Source organism: Serratia marcescens subsp. marcescens ATCC 13880 (genome assembly GCF_017299535.1).
Taxonomy (GTDB): domain Bacteria; phylum Pseudomonadota; class Gammaproteobacteria; order Enterobacterales; family Enterobacteriaceae; genus Serratia; species Serratia marcescens.
Genome location: NZ_CP071238.1, coordinates 3592133 through 3607093, shown reverse-complemented (window position 1 = coordinate 3607093; position 14961 = coordinate 3592133). Strand labels below are relative to the sequence as shown.

At 61.0% G+C, this 14961-nt stretch carries 15 protein-coding genes; 13 read left to right on the top strand and 2 right to left on the bottom strand.

The annotated features are described in order from the left end of the window. The first annotated feature begins 102 nt into the window (after window positions 1–102). The 8 genes from J0F90_RS17225 to mlaA are packed head-to-tail and all read left to right on the top strand — an operon-like array spanning window position 103 to window position 6544. The gene (locus tag J0F90_RS17225) at window positions 103–840 is read left to right on the top strand and encodes a heme ABC transporter permease (RefSeq protein WP_004936270.1); all 738 of its coding nucleotides are present in this window, start codon (window positions 103–105) and stop codon (window positions 838–840) included. Continuing rightward, a complete protein-coding gene (gene ccmD, locus J0F90_RS17220; RefSeq protein ID WP_016926840.1) occupies window positions 837–1073 on the top strand; it encodes a heme exporter protein CcmD in 237 nt (78 codons plus the stop codon). Before J0F90_RS17225 ends, ccmD begins: the two co-directional genes overlap by 4 nt. After that, window positions 1070–1564, top strand: a complete 495-nt coding sequence (ccmE, locus tag J0F90_RS17215) for a cytochrome c maturation protein CcmE (RefSeq protein WP_004936264.1) — start codon at window positions 1070–1072, stop codon at window positions 1562–1564. The genes ccmD and ccmE overlap by 4 nt, the downstream gene beginning before the upstream one ends. Continuing rightward, a complete protein-coding gene (locus J0F90_RS17210) occupies window positions 1561–3531 on the top strand; it encodes a heme lyase CcmF/NrfE family subunit (protein ID WP_033639743.1) in 1971 nt (656 codons plus the stop codon). The genes ccmE and J0F90_RS17210 overlap by 4 nt, the downstream gene beginning before the upstream one ends. Next, the gene (locus J0F90_RS17205) at window positions 3528–4079 is read left to right on the top strand and encodes a DsbE family thiol:disulfide interchange protein (RefSeq protein WP_033639744.1); all 552 of its coding nucleotides are present in this window, start codon (window positions 3528–3530) and stop codon (window positions 4077–4079) included. Before J0F90_RS17210 ends, J0F90_RS17205 begins: the two co-directional genes overlap by 4 nt. Continuing rightward, window positions 4076–4543 carry a cytochrome c-type biogenesis protein gene (locus tag J0F90_RS17200; RefSeq protein ID WP_015378622.1) on the top strand — a complete coding sequence of 156 codons (468 nt, stop codon included), beginning with the start codon at window positions 4076–4078 and terminating at the stop codon, window positions 4541–4543. Before J0F90_RS17205 ends, J0F90_RS17200 begins: the two co-directional genes overlap by 4 nt. Further along, window positions 4543–5757, top strand: coding sequence for a c-type cytochrome biogenesis protein CcmI (gene ccmI, locus J0F90_RS17195; protein ID WP_033639745.1), 1215 nt, complete (start codon window positions 4543–4545; stop codon window positions 5755–5757). Before J0F90_RS17200 ends, ccmI begins: the two co-directional genes overlap by 1 nt. A gap of 28 nt (window positions 5758–5785) precedes the next feature. After that, window positions 5786–6544 (top strand): phospholipid-binding lipoprotein MlaA, encoded by a 759-nt coding sequence (gene mlaA, locus J0F90_RS17190; protein WP_033639746.1) that lies wholly within the window; start codon window positions 5786–5788, stop codon window positions 6542–6544. Between the two features lie 120 nt (window positions 6545–6664). Here the strand turns inward: mlaA and fadL are convergent, their stop codons facing one another. Continuing rightward, window positions 6665–8005 (bottom strand): long-chain fatty acid transporter FadL, encoded by a 1341-nt coding sequence (gene fadL, locus J0F90_RS17185; RefSeq protein ID WP_033639747.1) that lies wholly within the window; start codon window positions 8003–8005, stop codon window positions 6665–6667. Between the two features lie 405 nt (window positions 8006–8410). On the opposite strand from fadL, the gene J0F90_RS17180 reads away from it, so the two are divergent. The 4 genes from J0F90_RS17180 to sixA all read left to right on the top strand — a co-directional run bounded on the left by J0F90_RS17180 (window position 8411) and on the right by sixA (window position 13250). Then, on the top strand, window positions 8411–8707 hold the full coding sequence (locus tag J0F90_RS17180) for a YfcZ/YiiS family protein (RefSeq protein ID WP_072270911.1): 297 nt from the start codon (window positions 8411–8413) through the stop codon (window positions 8705–8707). Between the two features lie 196 nt (window positions 8708–8903). Beyond that, on the top strand, window positions 8904–10214 hold the full coding sequence (fadI, locus tag J0F90_RS17175; protein ID WP_033639749.1) for an acetyl-CoA C-acyltransferase FadI: 1311 nt from the start codon (window positions 8904–8906) through the stop codon (window positions 10212–10214). After that, window positions 10214–12379, top strand: a complete 2166-nt coding sequence (gene fadJ, locus J0F90_RS17170; RefSeq protein ID WP_033639750.1) for a fatty acid oxidation complex subunit alpha FadJ — start codon at window positions 10214–10216, stop codon at window positions 12377–12379. The genes fadI and fadJ overlap by 1 nt, the downstream gene beginning before the upstream one ends. A 388-nt stretch (window positions 12380–12767) precedes the next feature. Further along, entirely contained in the window at window positions 12768–13250 is a 483-nt protein-coding gene (gene sixA, locus J0F90_RS17165; RefSeq protein ID WP_033639751.1) for a phosphohistidine phosphatase SixA, read from the top strand. Between the two features lie 68 nt (window positions 13251–13318). On the opposite strand, the gene smrB is transcribed toward sixA, so the two are convergent. Continuing rightward, window positions 13319–13849 carry an endonuclease SmrB gene (gene smrB / locus J0F90_RS17160; RefSeq protein ID WP_004936226.1) on the bottom strand — a complete coding sequence of 177 codons (531 nt, stop codon included), beginning with the start codon at window positions 13847–13849 and terminating at the stop codon, window positions 13319–13321. 170 nt (window positions 13850–14019) lie between these two features. On the opposite strand from smrB, the gene prmB reads away from it, so the two are divergent. Continuing rightward, a complete protein-coding gene (gene prmB / locus J0F90_RS17155) occupies window positions 14020–14952 on the top strand; it encodes a 50S ribosomal protein L3 N(5)-glutamine methyltransferase (protein WP_028127753.1) in 933 nt (310 codons plus the stop codon). The last annotated feature ends 9 nt before the right edge of the window (window positions 14953–14961 follow it).

Genomic DNA, 14961 nt, shown 5'->3' with positions numbered 1-14961 from the left:
AGACGGGGCAAGGCCGGCAAGAGCGTACCCCGCAGAAGATTTTCGCCGTTTCGAAAGCTCGAGGCGGCCGACGCATAAAAATTACCGTGAGCACTGACGACAATGTGGAAATGGTTACATCAACTGGCGCGGCCTGAACGGCTGTATCATGTCTGCGGCCGCTTTATCCCCTGGCTGGGGCTGGCGGCGGCGGCCTGCCTGCTGCTTGGCTGGGCATGGGGCTTTGGCTTCGCGCCGAAGGATTATCAGCAGGGCGACAGCTTCCGCATCATTTATATTCACGTGCCGGCGGCCATGTGGTCGATGGGCATCTATGCCTCGATGGCGGTGGCGGCGTTTATCGGCCTGGTGTGGCAGATGAAAATGTCCGATACCGTGGTGGCGGCGATGGCGCCGATCGGCGCGGTGTTCACCTTTATCGCGCTGGTGACCGGCTCCGCCTGGGGCAAGCCGATGTGGGGCACCTGGTGGGTATGGGATGCGCGGCTGACCTCCGAGCTGGTGCTGCTGTTCCTTTATATGGGCGTCATCGCGCTGTATAACGCTTTCGAAGACCGCCGCCTGGCGGGCCGGGCCGCCGGCATTCTGGTGCTGGTGGGCGTGGTGAACATTCCGATCATCCATTTCTCCGTCGAATGGTGGAACACGCTGCATCAGGGCTCGACCAACATGCAGCAATCCATCGCGCCCAGCATGCGCACCCCGCTGCGCTGGGCGATCCTCGGCTACCTGCTGTTGTTCGTCACGCTGACGCTGATGCGCCTGCGCAATCTGATCCTGTTCCAGGAGCGCCAGCGCCCGTGGGTCGCCGGGCTGGTGAACAAGGAGCGTCAGTCATGAATGCCGCATTCGATTCCTGGCCGGCGTTTTTCGCCATGGGCGGTTATGCCTTCTATGTCTGGCTGGCGGTCGCCGCCACGCTGATTTCGCTGTTGGGGCTGGTGGCGCACACCGTCTGGCAGCGGCGGCAGTTGCTCGCCGAGATCGGCCGACGTCAGGCGCGCGAGCGGCGCATTCGCCATGCGCAACAATCAAAACAAAAATCCGCCGCACCGCGGGAGAAATCATTGTGAATCCACGTCGTAAAAGCCGCCTTTATCTGGCGATCGTTGTGCTGATCGGGATTGCGCTGACCGCGACCCTGATGCTGTACGCGCTGCGCTCCAACATCGATCTGTTCTATACCCCGGGTGAGATCCTGCAGGGCAAGGGCGAAAATCATGAGAAGCCCGAGGTCGGCCAACGGCTGCGCATCGGCGGCATGGTGATGCCGGGCTCGGTGAAACGCGATCCCAATACGCTGCAGGTCAGCTTCAAGATTTACGACGCGCGCGGCGCGATCGGCGTGACCTACACCGGCATTCTGCCGGACCTGTTCCGCGAAGGGCAGGGTGTGGTGGCGCAGGGCGTGCTGGGCGAGGGCAACGTGGTCAACGCGCGTGAAGTGCTGGCCAAGCACGACGAGAAATACACACCGCCGGAAGTGGCCGACGCGATGAAAGAGAATCACAAAGGGCCGGCGGAAGCGTATAACGCGCCGCAGGCGGAGGGCGCCAAGTCATGATGCCAGAACTGGGCAGTTTTCTGCTGTGCCTGGCGCTGGCGATCGCGCTGCTGCTGAGCATTTACCCGCAGTGGGGCGCGGCGCGACAGGACAGCCGCATGATGGCGGTGGCCCGCCCGCTGACCTATGGCATGTTCGCCGCGATTGCGCTGGCGTTCCTGTGCCTGGTGCATGCCTTCGTGGTCAATGACTTTACCGTCGCCTACGTGGCCACCAACTCCAATACCCAACTGCCGGTGTATTACCGCATCGCCGCCACCTGGGGGGCGCACGAAGGTTCGCTGCTGCTGTGGGTGCTGCTGCTGAGCTGCTGGTCGCTGGCGGTGGCATTGTGCAGCCGGGCGATGCCGCAGGACGCGGTGGCGCGGGTGCTGTCGGTGATGGGCATGATCACCGCCGGTTTCCTGCTGTTCATCATCATGACCTCCAATCCGTTCACCCGTACGCTGCCGAACTTCCCGATCGACGGCAGCGATCTCAACCCGCTGCTGCAGGATATCGGCCTGATCTTCCACCCGCCGCTGCTGTACATGGGCTATGTCGGCTTCTCGGTCGCCTTCGCGTTCGCCATCGCCTCGCTGATGGCCGGCCGGCTCGACACCGCCTGGGCGCGCTGGTCACGCCCGTGGACTACCGCCGCCTGGGTGTTCCTCACGCTGGGCATCGTGCTCGGATCGGCCTGGGCCTACTATGAGTTGGGCTGGGGCGGTTGGTGGTTCTGGGATCCGGTAGAGAACGCCTCCTTTATGCCGTGGCTGGCCGGCACCGCGCTGATGCATTCGCTGGCGGTGACCGAAAAACGCGGCACGTTCAAAGCCTGGACGGTGCTGCTGGCGATCACCGCCTTCTCGCTGTGCCTGCTGGGCACCTTCCTGGTGCGCTCCGGCGTGCTGGTCTCGGTGCACTCCTTCGCCTCCGATCCGGCGCGCGGCATGTTTATTCTCGCCTATCTGGTGATCGTCATCGGCGGTTCGCTGCTGCTGTACGCGGTCAAGGGCGGCCAGGTGCGCAGCCGGGTGCAGCACGAGACTTTCTCGCGCGAGACCTTCCTGCTGGGCAATAACGTGTTGCTGATCGCCGCCATGCTGGTGGTGCTGTTGGGCACGCTGCTGCCGCTGGTGCACAAACAGTTGGGGCTGGGCAGCATTTCGATCGGCGAGCCGTTCTTCAACACCATGTTCACCTGGCTGATGGCGCCATTGGCGCTGCTGTTGGGTATCGGGCCGCTGGTGCGCTGGCGCCGCGATGAGCCGCGCAAGCTGTGGCGCCGCCTCGGCGTGGCGCTGCTGGTGACGCTGGTGCTGTCGATTCTGCTGCCGTGGCTGCTGCAGGACAGCATCGCCGGCATGACGGTGGTGGGCCTGATCATGGCGCTGTGGGTGATCATCCTGACGCTGATGGAGCTGCATGAGCGCGCCACCCACCGCCACGGTTTCTGGCGCGGTCTGCGGCAGCTGTCTCGCAGCCATTGGGGCATGGTGCTCGGCCACCTCGGCGTGGCGGTGACGGTGATCGGCATCGCCTTCAGCCAGAACTACAGCGTGGAGCGCGACGTGCGGATGAAGGCCGGCGACAGCGTGGATATCCACAATTATCACTTCGTGTTCCGCGACGTGCACGACATTCGCGGCCCGAACTACAGCGGCGGCGTCGGCATCATCGACGTGACGCGCAACGGCAAGTCGGAGGCGACGCTGCATGCGGAGAAACGCTACTACAGCGTGGCGCGCAGCATGATGACCGAGGCGGCGATCGACGGCGGGTTCAGCCGCGATCTGTACGCGGCGCTGGGCGAGGAGCTGGAAGACGGATCCTGGGCGGTGCGTCTGTATTACAAACCCTTCGTGCGCTGGATCTGGTTCGGCGGCGTCTTTATGGCGATCGGCGGCCTGCTGTGCATTCTCGACCCGCGTTATCGCATGAGCAAAAAGCTCAAGCGCGAAGGCAAGCTGGAGGCGCAATCATGAAGCGTAAGCTGCTGTTTATCCCGTTGGTGCTCTTCCTGCTGCTGGTGGCGGCCCTGATGGTGCAACTGACGCGCAACGCCGGCGGCGAAGATCCGACCATGCTGGAGTCGGCGCTGATCGGCAAACCGGTGCCGACCTTCAAGCTGGAATCGCTGGATCAGCCCGGCAAAACCTACGATCAGGCGGTGCTGCGCGACGGCAAGCCGATCTTGCTCAACGTCTGGGCCACCTGGTGCCCGACCTGCCGCGCGGAACATCAGTATCTCAATACGCTGGCGGCGCGCGGCGTACGGGTGGTCGGCCTGAACTATAAAGACGATCGCGCCAAGGCGGTGGCCTGGCTGAATTCCCTGGGCAATCCCTATGCGCTCAGCCTGTACGACGGTGACGGCATGCTGGGGTTGGATCTCGGGGTGTACGGCGCGCCTGAGACCTTCCTTATCGACGGCCAGGGGATCATTCGCTATCGCCACGCCGGCGACATGAATGAGCGCGTCTGGCAGCAGGAAGTGCTGCCGCTGTATAAAAAGTACGGGGGTGAGGCATGAGGTTGATTGTTCTGCTGTGCGCCGCGCTGCTTAGCTGGAGCGCCGCCGCGGCGATCGATACCTATCGCTTCAACTCCGTCGAGCAGGAGCAGCAGTATCGCGAGTTGACCGAACAGCTGCGCTGCCCGAAATGCCAGAACAACAGCATTGCCGATTCCAACGCCATTATCGCCGCCGACATGCGCACCAAGGTGTACGAGCTGATGATGCAGGGGCAAAGCAAGCAGCAGATCATCGATTACATGGTGGCGCGTTATGGCAACTTCGTCACCTACGAGCCGCCGGTAACGCCGGCGACGCTGATCTTGTGGATCGGCCCGCTGCTGTTCGTATTGATCGGCGGGGCGGTGGTGATCCTGCGCACCCGTCGCAAGCCCGACGCGGCGGTGGACGATGCATTCTCCGAACGGGAACGGCAGCGCCTGGCGGCGCTGTTGCAAGAGACTGACAGGAAGAAACCCTAATGGCTTTTTGGCTGATTATTTGCGTGTTGCTGGCCGGCGCCGCCGCGTTGCTGGTGGTGCCGGCGATGCGCCACGGCAAGCAGAGCGCCGCCACGCGCGATGCGTTGAACAAGGCGTTTTATCAGGATCGCCTCAGCGAGTTGGAGCAGGATGAGCAGCAGGGCGTGGTAGCCGAGCGTCCGGAACTGGTCAAAGAGCTGCAACAGAACCTGTTGAACGATATCCCGGCCGAGCAGATGGCGCAGGCGAAGCCGATCAACCGCTGGGCGCTGGTGCCGGGCGTGCTGTTATTGCTGGCGGTGACCGTTGGCTTTTATCTGAAAACCGGCGGGCTGGCGCAGGTGCTGGACTGGCGCCTGGTGCAGGCGCAAATGCCGGAATTGCGCGAGCGCGTCGCCAATGAGCGCGCCAAACCGCTGAGCATGGAAGAGATTGCCCGTCTCGGGTTGGGGCTGCGCACCGCGCTGCAGCAGGACGATCGCAATATCAACGACTGGATGATGCTGGGGCGCGTCGGCATGGCGTTGAACAATGCCACTACCGCCACGCAGGCCTTTGCTCATGCTTATCAATTGGATCCGAATAGTCTGGAAGTGCGGCTCGGCTATGCCGAGGTCTTGACGCGATCCAACGATCCGGAGGATAACAAGCAGGCGACGCAGCTGTTGCGGCGCATGATCGCGGAAAACCACAGCGATCCGCGGGTGCTGAGCCTGCTGGCGTTCAATGCCTTCGAACAGGGCGATTTCAAACAGGCGATCGGCGCCTGGCAAGTGATGCTGCAGCTGCTGCCGGCCAACGATCCGCGCGCGGAAGTGATAAAGCGCAGTATTGCACAAGCAAAAGCCCAGGCCGGCGGAGAAACTGTTAAACTGAATGTGACTGTTTCACTGTCACCGCAGGCGGCGAAAGCCATGCCGCCGCAGGGGACGCTGGTTATCTCGGTGACCGACGGCGTCAGCCCGGTGCCGGTCGCGGTAAAACAATTGCCGTTGAGCCGTTTTCCGCTGTCTTTCTCTCTGGACGACAGCAACGCCATGATGCCCGAGCGTCTACTCTCGGCACAGCATCAGGTGCAGGTGCGTGTGCGCCTCTCACAGGACGGATTGGCCACGCCGCAGCCGGGGGACTGGTTCGGCGAAAGCTCGCTGCAGACATTCAGCGGCAAAGAGCAGGTTAGCGTTCAGATAAACAAGCAGGTCCCTGAAAAATAAGACCGAACGTGTTTTTATGGAGAAAAATATGAACTTTCGCCTGACTGGGGTGGCATTCGCAGCGGCATTACTGGTGGGCTGTGCCAGCGCGCCAGACAATGAGCCGCAAGGGCGTTCCGATCCTCTGGAAGGATTTAACCGGACGATGTTCGACTTCAACTACAACGTCCTGGATCCTTATATTCTGCGTCCGGTCGCGGTGGCCTGGCGCGACTACGTGCCGATGCCGGCGCGTAACGGCATCAGCAACTTCACCTCCAACCTGGAAGAGCCGGCCAGCATGGTCAACGCCTTCCTGAAGGGCGATCCCTACCGCGGGATGATCCACTTCAACCGTTTCTTCCTGAACACCCTGCTTGGGATGGGCGGTCTGATCGATGTGGCCGGCATGGCCAACCCGAAACTGGCGCGCGAAGAACCGAACCGCTTCGGCAGCACGCTGGGTCATTACGATGTGGGTTACGGCCCGTACGTGATGTTGCCGGGCTACGGCAGCTTCACGCTGCGTGACGAAGGCGGCGACTTTGCGGATACGCTGTATCCGATGCTGAGCTACCTGACCTTCTGGATGTCGGCGGGCAAATGGGTGGTCGAGGGTATCGAAACCCGCGCTCAACTGCTGGATTCCGACGGCCTGCTGCGCAACTCTTCCGATCCTTATGTCATGGTGCGCGAGGCTTACTTCCAGCGCCACGATTTCATCGCCAACGGCGGCTCGCTCAAGCCGGAAGAGAACCCGAACGCCAAGGCGATTCAGGGCGAACTGGACGAGATCGACTCGCAGTAATCCTGGGCATTATGCCAATGAAAACCCGCCGTCAGGCGGGTTTTTTTTTTATGCCGGCGGCAAGCGGCAGGCAAAGAAAAAGCGCCCCAGGGGGCGCTTTGGCATCCATCTCAGGCGAAATTAGAAGCGGTAGTTGAAGTTGGCGCCGTACAGCCAGGCTTTACCCACCGAGTTGAAGGTGTAAGGGCCTTCGTTGATGGTGACTTTCTGGCCGTGCATGTAGGACACGCCGACATCAACCGAGGCGTCTTTGTTGAACGCATAGGTAGTACCGGCACTCAGCCAGAAACGGTCCTGATCGGGAATGGAGATCGAACGGTTTTGGGCGGGCACCGGGCTGTCATCGAAGGCGATACCGGTCCGGAAGGTCCAGTTGTCGTCGTAGAAGTAGGTGGTGCCCAGCGCGATACGGTAGGCATCGCGGAAGCCTTCATGCTTCTCGAACAGCGTCTGACCATTGTTGCCGGTGGCTCTCAACTCCTGGAACTGGCTCCAGCTGGTATAGGCCAGGCTGTAGTGAATGGCCCACTGCGGCGCCACTTTGTTGTAACCGGACAGCTCCCACATTTCCGGCAGGTTCAGATCCAGAGAACCCGGGATGGTGCTGCCGCTGGTGCCCCAAGGCAAGCCTAAGCCCAGAGATTGAGTCAGAGGGTTGAATTGTGCTGGCAGGCTGCTCTTGTAATCGCCGTCGAACTTGATTTTGACTTCAGAGCGATAGGTGAAGCCGTAACGGTTGTTTTCATCCACTTCGTACAGGATGCCGGCGTTCCAGCCGTAACCCCATTTATCGCCTTTCAGGTGAGAAATCTGGGTATCGCCAGGGATTTGAGCGATCATTCCGGCTTGCTGAGGCGTTAATCTACCGGTTTGCAGGCCTTGACCTGCAAGCAGTTTCGGCAATTCACCGGCGTAACGTTCCAGTTTGGCTTTGGCGTACACCGCATCGAAGCCCAGACCGAAGCTGAAGTGTTGATTCAGACGGTAGGCGCCGCTCAGGTTGAGGTTAACGGTAGTCAGATCGGTCTTACCGCCGTAAGCGCCGGCGGTATAACCGTCGTTGAATTCGGTCGCCAAACCGAAGTTGCTGGTGACCGAGCCGCCTACGGCGAACTGATCGTTAATCGGGTGAACATAATGCAGGTTCGGCACCCAGGCGACAGGGGCGATATTTTTGGAGTCCAGGCTGGCGCCGGAAGGCGATTTGCCGGTGATGTCAACGTCCGGGTCGATGAAGACTGCGCCGATGGACAGCTCGGGGCGGGTATACATCATCAACAACGCCGGGTTGCGGCTTGCGGAAGCCGCCGTATCCGCCATGGCGCCTTCGCCAGAATACGAACGTCCTAAACCAGCTGATGAGAACTCATTCAGCTGGAATCCTGCGGCAGACACGTTTGAAGAAATAATTGCCACTGCAGCTGCGAGAGCTGATTTAGTCAATAGGTTTTTCTGGCTCATGACCAAAACCTCATTATGTGTTTATTATTTAAACTATTGTTACACGAAGTAACAAGGAGCGCGGGATTGTAGGGTCCGTTATCGTTCAGACAAATCAGACCAGTGGCTGAAGTATAGGTCTGACCTGTGAAATTGTTGCAAGTTTGTTTTTGAAATATTTCCAATCTGATATCAAAAAAGAGATCTGCTTAACAAAAAGCCAGCGGTAAATAACAAAATTCTTACCGTTCCTTAGCAGATGCTCATTTTTATTTGTGATTTCCATCACTTAAAACACCCAGTAAAAGTAAGTGCTAGTGATTGCCGGCGTGGAAGCGTAAAATACCCGCAGAATTTTGTGGCTTTGTGCCGGTGAGTGAAACGGCAATTTGGGCTGATAACAGAGGCCCTTGAGGAGAACCAATCATGTCAGATGCAATTAATAAATGCAGCGCCCAGGAAACCGCCGCGTGTTGCTGCGTGGATGTCGGCACCGTGATGGATAACACCGATTGCACCGCGTCCTACAGCCAGGTGTTCGGTAATCAACAAGATGCGGAGGCGATGCTGGCGGCCCTGAGCGAAAAGGCGCGCGCGGTCGAGTCCGATCCTTGTGACATCAGCAGTAGCATTAAACCGGTTGACGGCGGCGTGCAGTTGGAGGCCGATTTCACCTTCGCCTGCCAGGCGGAAACCCTGATCTTCCAGCTCGGCCTGCGTTAATCCCCGCTTTACCCCCGGCGCCGCCTGCTGCGCGCCGGGGATTTCCTTCTCCGCCTCGTTCCCCATAGAAAGTGCGCCTGCTCGCAGTTTTGATCTCTGCCGGTTTGCCAAATGTAACCGTTTGGTTAACAATGACCTCATCAGGTCAGACCTCTTTCTGCCCATTGCGCTGACGTTATTTTCTTCGGGAGCATTTATGAGTAAGGCACTGCCGTTGGTGACCCGTCATGGTGACCGCATTGCGATTGTGAATGGACTGCGTACCCCCTTTGCCAAACAGGCGACTGCCTATCACGGCATTCCGGCGGTGGATTTAGGGAAAACGGCGGTGAGCGAGCTATTGGCGCGCAGCGGCATCGATCCGCAACTGATCGAACAGCTGGTGTTCGGCCAGGTGGTGCAAATGCCCGAGGCGCCGAACATCGCGCGTGAAATCGTGCTTGGCACCGGCATGAGCGTTCATACCGACGCTTACAGCGTGTCGCGCGCCTGCGCCACCAGCTTCCAGGCGATCGCCAACGTGGCGGAGAGCATCATGGCCGGCAGCATCAGCGTCGGCATCGCCGGCGGGGCGGACTCTTCTTCCGTCTTGCCGATCGGGGTCAGCAAGGCGTTGGCGCGCACGCTGGTGGACGTCAACAAGGCGCGCACGCTGTCGCAGCGTCTCAAACTGTTCAGCCGGCTGAAATTCCGCGATCTGATGCCGGTGCCGCCGGCGGTGGCGGAGTATTCCACCGGTCTGCGCATGGGCGATACCGCTGAGCAGATGGCGAAAAGCCACGGCATCACCCGCGAAGCGCAGGATGCGCTGGCGCACCGTTCCCACGAACTGGCGGCCAGAGCCTGGCGGGAGGGGTGGCTGCGCGACGAGGTGATGACCGCCTACGTGCCGCCTTACCGCGCCCAGCTTTCCGAAGACAACAATATCCGCAAAGACTCCAGCCTGGCTTCTTACGCCAAGCTGAAACCGGCGTTCGATCGCAAGCATGGCAGCGTCACCGCGGCCAACAGCACGCCGCTGACCGACGGCGCGGCGGCGGTATTGATGATGAGCGAATCGCGCGCCAAAGCGCTGGGGCTGCAGCCGCTCGGCTATCTGCGCAGTTTCGCCTTCGCCGCCATCGACGTGTGGGAAGACATGCTGCTGGGGCCTTCTTACGCTACGCCGCTGGCGCTGGATCGCGCCGGCATCGGTCTGGCCGATCTGACGCTCATCGACATGCATGAAGCTTTCGCCGCGCAAACGCTGGCTAACCTGAAGATGTTCGCCAGCGAAGCGTTCGCCCGCGAGAAGCTTGGCCGCAGCCAGGCGATCGGCGAGGTGGACATGGACAAATTCAACGTCTTGGGCGGTTCCATCGCCTATGGCCACCCGTTCGCCGCCACCGGCGCGCGCATGATCACCCAGACGCTGCGCGAGCTGAAACGCCGAGGCGGCGGGTTGGGCCTGACCACCGCCTGCGCCGCCGGCGGGTTAGGTGCCGCGATGATCGTGGAGGTGGAATAATGAGTGCCGAAAACGCATTGCACGAACAGCGGGCCAAACCGTCGGCCTTTCAGCTGACGATTCGCCCCGACAATATCGGCGTGATCACCATCGACGTGCCGGGCGACAAGGTCAATACGCTCAAGGCCGAGTTCGTCGAACAGGTGAATGACGTGCTGATCCGGGCGCAGCAGCATACCGCGCTGGAAGGGCTGGTGATCGTTTCCGGCAAGCCGGACTCGTTTATCGCCGGCGCCGACATCACCATGATCGCCGCCTGCACCAGCGCCAAAGAGGCGGAAACGCTGGCCAAGAAAGGGCAGAGCACGCTGGCGCAGATCGCCGCCTTCCCGGTGCCGGTGGTGGCCGCCATCCACGGCGCCTGCCTTGGCGGCGGCCTGGAGTTGGCGCTGGCCTGCCACGGCCGCGTCTGTTCGCTGGATGACAAAACCGCGCTCGGTCTGCCGGAAGTGCAGCTGGGCCTGCTGCCGGGCTCTGGCGGCACTCAGCGCCTGCCGCGCCTGATCGGCGCCGCCAAGGCGCTGGACATGATCCTGACCGGCAAGCACATTCGCGCCCGCCAGGCGCTGCGCATGGGGCTGGTGGACGACGCCGTGCCGCAGTCGATCCTGTTGCAGACCGCCATCGAGCGGGTGAAACAGGGCTGGAAACATCAGCGCGAGCTGCCGTGGCAGGATCGCCTGCTCAACGGCCCGCTGGGCAGAAATCTGCTGTTCAGCATCGTGCGCAAGAAAACGTTGGCGAAAACCCACGGCAACTACCCGGCGGCGGAGCGCATTATTCAGGTGGTGCGCACCGGGCTGGATCACGGCAGCGCCAGCGGCTATGAGGCCGAAGCGCGCGCCTTTGGCGAGCTGGCGATGACGCCGCAGTCGGCGGCGTTGCGCAGCCTGTTCTTCGCCTCCACCGCGCTGAAAAAAGAGCGGGGCGGCAACGCTCAGCCGCATGCCCTGCATCGCGTCGGCATTCTCGGCGGCGGCCTGATGGGCGGCGGTATCGCCTGTGTCACCGCCACGCGCGGCGGTTTGCCGGTTCGCATCAAAGACATCAATGAAACCGGCATCAATCACGCGCTGAAATACAGCTGGGATGTGCTCGGCAAACGGGTACGCAGCAAGCGCATGCGCCCGGCGGAGCGGCAAAAACAGATGATGCTGATCTCCGGCTCTACCGATTACACCGGCTTTGAGCAGGCGGATATCGTGGTCGAGGCGGTGTTTGAGGATCTGGCGCTGAAACAGCAGATGGTGGCCGAGGTCGAAGCGAACTGCGCGCCGCATACCGTGTTCGCCTCCAACACCTCTTCGCTGCCTATCGGCCACATCGCCGAAAAGGCCCAGCGGCCGCAGCAGGTGATTGGTCTGCACTACTTCAGCCCGGTGGATAAAATGCCGCTGGTGGAAGTGATCCCGCACGCCGGCACCAGCGAAGAGACCATCGCCACCACCGTGGCGCTGGCGCACAAGCAGGGCAAGACCGCCATCGTGGTGGGCGACAGCGCCGGTTTTTACGTCAACCGCATCCTGGCGCCGTACATCAACGAAGCGGCGCGCTGCCTGCTGGAAGGCGAGCCGATGGAGTCGCTGGACAAGGCGCTGGTGGACTTCGGTTTCCCGGTCGGCCCGATTACCCTGCTGGATGAAGTGGGCATCGACGTTGGCACCAAAATCATTCCCGTGCTGGTCGAGGCGCTGGGGCCGCGTTTCGCCGCGCCGGCTGCGTTCGATGCGGTGCTGAAGGACGGGCGTAAAGGGCGCAAGAACGGCCGCGGCTTCTATCTCTACCCGAGCGAAGGGCAGCAGCGGCAGCGGCGTAAACGTGCGGATACCTCATTGTATACGTTGCTCGGCGTCACGCCGAAGTCGCACATGCTGCCGGCGACCGTCGCCCAGCGCTGCGTGATGATGATGCTGAACGAAGCGGCGCGCTGCCTGGATGAAGGCGTTATCCGCAGCGCGCGCGACGGCGATATCGGTGCGGTGTTCGGCATCGGCTTCCCGCCGTTCCTCGGCGGCCCGTTCCGCTATATGGACGAGCTCGGCGCCGAAAAAGTGGTGAAAACGTTGGAATACCTGCGCCAGCAGCACGGCGAGCACTTTGCGCCGTGCGAACGCTTGCAGCGCATGGCGCAGCAGGGCGAGCGTTTTTACCCGCAGGGGAGCTGAACGCAGGACGGCCCGATTTGCACTATAGTTGCAACAGGGCCGCGTTGTGATCGCCATCACTCCTTGCAACAGCGTCAGCCGGTGAGGCTGTACAGCAAGGCGCAGGCAGCGGTAAGTTAGCTTGACCGTCATCAATAAATTTCATGGCGGCAAGGTTAAAATTTAACCCGTTGAATTGATTGTTCTGTGAGCAATCGAGGTTTGCCCGGGGAGGGTTGCTGTAAAAAACAGCATTTTCTTTAGGCAAACTTTCAGGCAAAATGCCCGGCCGCCATAAAGAGACGGCGCGTTATCGTTTTAAAGCTTTGGCTTTGGGTTGGAAAACTCGGCGGTACAGCACGCACGGCGTTTCTGTATAGCGTTACTTTGTCAACAACAGCGGTGCAATATGCAAGTTTTGATTATGCGTCACGGAGAGGCGGCGCTCGAGGCAGCCAGCGATGCGGTAAGGCCCCTTACCCTGTGCGGCCGCGACGAGTCCCGTCAGATGGCGGCCTGGTTGAACACCAAGTCTGTGGATATTGAACGCGTGCTGGTCAGCCCCTATCTGCGGGCCGAACAGACGCTGGCGACGGTGCGTGAAGCCTTGACGCTGCCGGAGGGCGAAGAAGTGCTGCCCGAGCTGACGCCGGGCGGCAACGCCGAACAGGTCGGCAGCTATCTGCAGGCGCTGGCGATGCAAGGGGTGAACTCGGTGCTGATCGTGTCGCACCTGCCGCTGGTGGGGTATCTGGTGGCTGAACTGTGCCCGGGCGAGTGCCCGCCGATGTTCGCGACCTCGGCGATTGCCAACGTCGATCTGCCGGCCGACGGCAGCTACGGCAAGTTTGAATGGCAGGTCAGCCCGTCGCAGGTGATGGCCAAAGTGTGAACCGCGGATGCGGTGCGGAATAAACTCAGGGCGATGTCTGACATCGCCCTGAGTCGTTTTTGCAGGAACTACTCGGCCAGTTCCACCAACAGCAGGATGGCGGCGTTGCCGCCCCATTCCTTCGGCGCCTGGTGGAACGCCAGCACGTCGGGATGCTGCGCCAGCCACAGCGGCGTTTGCTGTTTGAGGATGTGCTTGCCGTGCCCGTGCATCACGCAGGCGCAGTGCACGTGCTCGCGTTTGCAGGCGGCGATCAGCGCCCCCAGCTCCTGCTTGGCCTGCAGCTGGGTCAGGCCGTGCAAATCAAGAAACAGTTCCGGCGAATAATCGCCGCGTCGCAGCTTCTTCAGCTCATACGGGCTGCTGCCGGGGCGCACGTAGCGCGTCGGGCCTTCCTCTTCCAGTTGCGGCTGGTATTCATCTGAAAAATAATAGCTGGCATCGACCTGCTCCTGCAGCAATCGCTGCGGCGCAATCTGTTTGACCTTGGGCTTCGGCGGGCGGTGGACGATGGTGTCCTGGCGCAGCTTTTTCGCGCCCGCCACCGACTCTCTGAAGAGCTGTTGTTCGTCTTTGCTCAGAGGGGGCTTGTTCTTCATGCTTCATTCACCGGAAATCGTTTATTTCGCTAGTTTACCTTGTGAATGAGCGCTGTCGACGCAAAACTCGGGCCAGAGTGAAAAGCGCGAGGGGCAAGCGTGATTTGTCGCGGGCTTCATGGCAAACTATGCGGCTAAATCATGAAACACAGCGCCTGCCGGAGGGCAAATTGGACAAAATTTTCGTCGACGAAGCAGTGAACGAACTGCACACCATTCAAGATATGCTGCGCTGGACGGTAAGCCGCTTCAACGCCGCCAATATCTATTATGGTCACGGAACCGATAATCCGTGGGACGAAGCGGTGCAATTGGTGCTGCCAAGCCTGTTCCTGCCGTTGGACATTCCGGAGGACATGCACACCGCCCGTCTGACTTCCAGCGAGCGCCATCGCATCGTTGAGCGCGTGATCCGCCGCGTCAACGAACGCATCCCGGTCGCTTACCTGACCAACAAGGCCTGGTTCTGCGGCATGGAATTCTACGTCGACGAGCGCGTGCTGGTGCCGCGTTCGCCGATCGGCGAGCTGATCAACGATCGTTTCAGCGCGCTGATCCCGCACCCGCCGCGCCATATCCTCGACATGTGCACCGGCAGCGGCTGCATCGCCATCGCCTGCGGCTACGCTTTCCCGGAAGCGGAAGTGGACGCGGTGGACATCTCCAGCGAAGTGCTGGCGGTAACCGAGCGCAATATTCAGGCGCACGGCGTCGAACATCAGGTGATCCCGATCCGTTCCGATCTGTTCCGCGACGTTCCCGCGATCCAGTACGATCTGATCGTCACCAACCCGCCGTACGTCGATGCGGAAGACATGTCGGATCTGCCGCAGGAGTTCCGCTTCGAGCCGGAACTGGGCCTGGCGGCGGGCAGCGATGGCCTGAAGCTGGTGCGCCGCATTCTGGCCTGCGCGCCGGACTACCTGACCGACGACGGCGTGCTGATTTGTGAAGTGGGCAACAGCATGGTACATCTGATGGAACAATATCCGGACATCCCGTTCACCTGGCTGGAATTCGAAAACGGCGGCGACGGCGTGTTCATGCTGACCAAGCAGCAACTGGTGGATTGCAAGGAACACTTCAGCCTCTATCGCAGCTAAGCCGCATTT

Excerpts from the sequence above, each read along its gene's own strand:
- J0F90_RS17200 (WP_015378622.1), top strand. The coding sequence starts at position 4,076 with ATGAGGTTGATTGTTCTGCTGTGCGCCGCGCTGCTTAGCTGGAGCGCC.
- mlaA (WP_033639746.1), top strand. The coding sequence starts at position 5,786 with ATGAACTTTCGCCTGACTGGGGTGGCATTCGCAGCGGCATTACTGGTG.
- J0F90_RS17225 (WP_004936270.1), top strand. The coding sequence starts at position 103 with ATGTGGAAATGGTTACATCAACTGGCGCGGCCTGAACGGCTGTATCAT.
- ccmD (WP_016926840.1), top strand. The coding sequence starts at position 837 with ATGAATGCCGCATTCGATTCCTGGCCGGCGTTTTTCGCCATGGGCGGT.
- ccmI (WP_033639745.1), top strand. The coding sequence starts at position 4,543 with ATGGCTTTTTGGCTGATTATTTGCGTGTTGCTGGCCGGCGCCGCCGCG.
- smrB (WP_004936226.1), bottom strand. The coding sequence starts at position 13,849 with ATGAAGAACAAGCCCCCTCTGAGCAAAGACGAACAACAGCTCTTCAGA.
- J0F90_RS17180 (WP_072270911.1), top strand. The coding sequence starts at position 8,411 with ATGTCAGATGCAATTAATAAATGCAGCGCCCAGGAAACCGCCGCGTGT.
- J0F90_RS17210 (WP_033639743.1), top strand. The coding sequence starts at position 1,561 with ATGATGCCAGAACTGGGCAGTTTTCTGCTGTGCCTGGCGCTGGCGATC.
- sixA (WP_033639751.1), top strand. The coding sequence starts at position 12,768 with ATGCAAGTTTTGATTATGCGTCACGGAGAGGCGGCGCTCGAGGCAGCC.
- fadI (WP_033639749.1), top strand. The coding sequence starts at position 8,904 with ATGAGTAAGGCACTGCCGTTGGTGACCCGTCATGGTGACCGCATTGCG.
- fadJ (WP_033639750.1), top strand. The coding sequence starts at position 10,214 with ATGAGTGCCGAAAACGCATTGCACGAACAGCGGGCCAAACCGTCGGCC.
- fadL (WP_033639747.1), bottom strand. The coding sequence starts at position 8,005 with ATGAGCCAGAAAAACCTATTGACTAAATCAGCTCTCGCAGCTGCAGTG.
- J0F90_RS17205 (WP_033639744.1), top strand. The coding sequence starts at position 3,528 with ATGAAGCGTAAGCTGCTGTTTATCCCGTTGGTGCTCTTCCTGCTGCTG.